This window comes from Pseudomonas sp. 05N434, assembly GCF_056396965.1.
In genome coordinates this window covers 1-3,901 of sequence record NZ_JBFTMK010000480.1, presented here as the reverse complement: position 1 = coordinate 3,901, position 3,901 = coordinate 1, and the positions used below count along the sequence as shown (strand labels likewise).

The window sequence follows — 3,901 nt, the reverse complement described above, 5'->3', positions numbered from 1 at the left end:
CCTCAACATAGGGCAGAACCTGGTGTTCAAGGATGACGGGCCAARCATCAGCACCACCGGCACGGAACCTACGTTGACGGTGGACGAGACGGTGCTGGCGACCAATGATACCAAGAGCTTTGCCGCCAACTTCAGCTCGGCGTTTGGCGCTGATGGCGCCGGCACCCTGACCTATGCACTGGGCGTGGTCGCCGGTGGCTCCGGGCTGACCGAYACGGCCACCGGTGAGGCAGTCAACCTGTCGCTCAACGGCRSCGTGGTSGAAGGYCGCACGGCCACCASCARCCWGYTGGTGTTCACGGTCAGCGTCGCCGCCAATGGCGACGTCACCCTCGACCAGMTCCGCGCCGTGGTGCATCCCGATGCGACCAATCCGGATGATTCGAAGACCCTGACTGCGGACACTTTGGTCACGCTGACAGCAACCAAGACCGATGGTGATGGCGACAGCGCCCAGGCAACGCTCAACATCGGCCAGAACCTGGTGTTCAAGGATGACGCCCCCAGCATCAGCACCACCGGCACCGAGCCAACGCTGACAGTCGACGAAACGGTGCTGGCGACCAACGATACCAAGAGCTTCGCGGCTAACTTCAGTTCGGCGTACGGCGCTGACGGGGCCGGCACCCTGACCTACGCACTGGGCGTGGTCGCGGGCGGCTCCGGGCTGGTGGACACGGCCACGGGCCAGGCGGTCAACCTGTCGCTCAACGGTGGCGTGGTCGAAGGCCACACGGCCCTTAGCAACGATCTGGTGTTCACGGTCAGCGTGGCCGCCAATGGCGACATCAYCCTCGACCAACTCCGGGCCGTGGTGCATCCCGTCACGACCAATCCCGATGACTCGAAGACCCTGACCGCGGACAACCTGGTAACCCTGACGGCGACCAAAACCGACAAGGACGGCGACAGCGCCCAGGCGAGCCTGAACATCGGACAAAACCTGGTGTTCAAGGACGACGGACCGAGCATCAGCACCACCGGCACGGAGCCGACACTGACGGTCGACGAGACGGTGCTGGCGACCAACGATACCAAGAGTTTTGCGTCTAACTTCAGTTCGGCGTTTGGCGCCGACGGTGCGGGCACGTTGACCTATGCACTGGGCGTGGTGGTGGGGGCCTCCGGGCTGACCGACACGGCCAGCGGCCAGGCGGTGAACCTGTCGCTCAACGGCGGCGTGGTCGAAGGCCGCACGGCCACCAGCAACTTGCTGGTGTTCACGGCCAGCGTCGCCGCCAATGGCGACGTCACCCTCGACCAGCTCCGKGCCGTGGTGCATCCCAACGCCAGCAATCCCGATGATTCGACGACGCTGTCGGCGGACAACCTGGTGACGCTGATAGCGACCAAGACCGATGGGGACGGCGACAGCGCCCAGGCGACCCTGAACATAGGGCAGAACCTGGTGTTCAAGGACGACGGCCCTACACTTGCCTTCGGCAACCTGATCGGGACCGGTAGTGTCCTTCCACAAACAGGGTACTGGGATCACTCGAACGGAGCCGACGGACTGGGTGCAACCGGGCTGGATATTTCGTTGGTGAACAACCAGTTCACCCTCGTCCGGCCAGACAACACGACCACCACCGGCACCGGCACGCTCACCGAGCAGTCACCCTCACCGGATGCCAATGGCGCCTACCACTTCGCAGGCACGTTGACCGGCGATTTCGACAACAACGCCTCCACGGCAAATACCAGCGTCGACTACACGCTGACCGCCTATACCAATGGCAGCTACACACTGGACTTGGTGCAAGGTTTCAGTTCGACGATCGTGCTCAGCAGCGCCGACGGCTCGCTCAGTGCCGGCGGCCCGGATCCGGTGCGCACGTTGCTGATCCCGGCGCAGAATCCGCCGACTATTCCTTCACCCTCCGAGGAGATTGTGTTCTTTTCCGCCAAGGCAACGGCGTTGCCTTCGGACATCCTGAGCGGTATCGGGCTCGGTAAACCCGACCCCACCGAAGCCCAGCTACAGACCACCCCCCTGCCGTCGTACATCGACCCGGCGGCCATGAACGTCAGCACGTCCGGCATCGGCGTCGGCAATAACCTTCTCCAGGGAGACAGCCTGGCGGCCATCAGCGCCGCCGATGAAAGTTTCGTGATCAATCCGGAAAGCCTGCTGACGGGGATGAAGATTTTCATCGACAACTCCGTGGGGGGGTACAACACGGCGACCGAGGACCTGTACTACCGGATCTACTACGAGAATGGCACGTTTTCGGCCCTCACCGAGGTGAACACTCTGACGCCAGAAGCCGGCGGACAAGTGTCCTTCCTCGTTCAAAAGGAAGGCTCGCTGCTGATTGACGCGGTTCAGCTCACGATGGGCCGAGGCGATGTCAAGATCCCGGTGATCCAGTTCATTCAGCAGACCGAGAACATGGCCAGTGATATCAAGCTGGCGTTCAACGCGACGCTGACGGACAAGGATGGGGACTCGGCGACGAGTGGTTTCAACGCCAACCTGTTCGCCAACGACTTGGGCACCACCTTCGACTTCACGCTGGCTGGCACGGCCGGTGTGCGGGATGCCTTCAACGTCGATTTGTCATTCACCCAAAACAAGTACCAAGTCACCGGCTTCGATGCGAGCGCAGGCCTGCGAGACACGCTGGTGCTCAACGGCGACCAAAGCTCCGTTGTCCAGTCGATCGACAACAGCGGCGCCAACAGCATCGTGACGATCGCCGAAACGGGCGGACAAATCACGACCATCACCTTGGTCGGGGTTGATGTTCTGAATACCGACATTGTCCATGGCAGCGCCTGAGGAAGCGCACGCGTGAAAGAATGCGAGGGTGGCGTAGAAACCACCCTCGCATGCCTTACAGGTCTGATATGGGATTCACGGACGGCGACACAGTGACGGCCTGGGCGCCCCAAAGAAATTCAATGCAGCTCCACCCAAGTGGACTCGGGCGGTTCTTCGTTGTTGGTGAGCCCGTGCTTCTGTGCGTATATCAGCAAGTCGATACGGTTAACGAGATTAAGCTTTTGATAAATATTACTGAGGTGGTTGTGCACGGTGTGCTCGCTGATACCCAGGCGCCCGGCGATGCACATGTATTTGGCAGACGGATCCCCCACGATGGCGCGAATCAGTTCCTTTTCACGCAGCGTCAGCCGCGCCTGTTTCGCCTGCTCCGAATTGCATTTCAAAGGTATATGCCCGGTCGCGGCATAGTCGGAAAGCCCACCGACCCAGGCTCTATCCAGCCCGATGTCGCGATGGTGGACCTGGATGATGGCTCGGATGATCGATTCCGTCGGGTCTTCCGCCAGCACGACGCCGCGTGCGCCCGCCTCTATCGCCTGGGCAACAGGGACGGTTTCGTACAGGCTCTTGAGCACCAGGACTTTCATTTCGGCGCTACGGGCGAGCCCCGCGACGACCGCCAATGGGTTCAGCGCATCCGGAAAGAAACTGAAAAAAATGACATCGGGACGCAACTGATCGGCAAGATCCAGCGCTTTGGTATAGGTGGTGGCCTGCCCGCTCACTTCCATCTGAGGCTTGCGGGCATTGATCAAGTCTTGAAGGCCCATAAGAACAAGAGGACGACAGTCGATCAGCATCACGCTTATTGGTTTTATTTGGGTCGTCATTACCGTCCTGACTCCCTTGAAAAATGAACGATGGCCTCCACCCGCTGGCCTTCCTGGATCAACAGCTCATTCACCTGTCCATCACGATTGATGGACAGATACGAGCGTCGTCAGGCCTTGACAGTGCCCGCCCGGGTATTAGCCCTGGGGGACACTTCCACCCGTTGCACCGGCAGGGATTGCGGACGTTCCCAGAAGCCGGGCAAAAGCCATCGAAACAACAAAAATAGGAATAATCATCAATAGTTTGCGCTTGATGATGTGCTCCCGCGAACCGCTCAAC

The 3,901-nt window shown here is 60.5% G+C and carries 2 protein-coding genes; one reads left to right on the top strand and one right to left on the bottom strand.

Annotated elements, in window-relative coordinates:
• A partial coding sequence (locus AC1DLB_RS23870; RefSeq protein ID WP_477785755.1) for a DUF5801 repeats-in-toxin domain-containing protein occupies window positions 1-2,782 on the top strand: 2,782 nt, incomplete at its 5' end.
• Between the two features lie 119 nt (window positions 2,783-2,901).
• Here AC1DLB_RS23870 and AC1DLB_RS23865 read toward each other — a convergent pair.
• The gene (locus tag AC1DLB_RS23865; RefSeq protein WP_477744402.1) at window positions 2,902-3,618 is read right to left on the bottom strand and encodes a response regulator transcription factor; all 717 of its coding nucleotides are present in this window, start codon (window positions 3,616-3,618) and stop codon (window positions 2,902-2,904) included.
• Window positions 3,619-3,901: the final 283 nt, after the last annotated feature.

What these genes read in the sequence shown, in the direction of transcription:
- AC1DLB_RS23865 (WP_477744402.1), bottom strand. Translation starts at nt 3,618, where the DNA reads ATGACGACCCAAATAAAACCAATAAGCGTGATGCTGATCGACTGTCGT.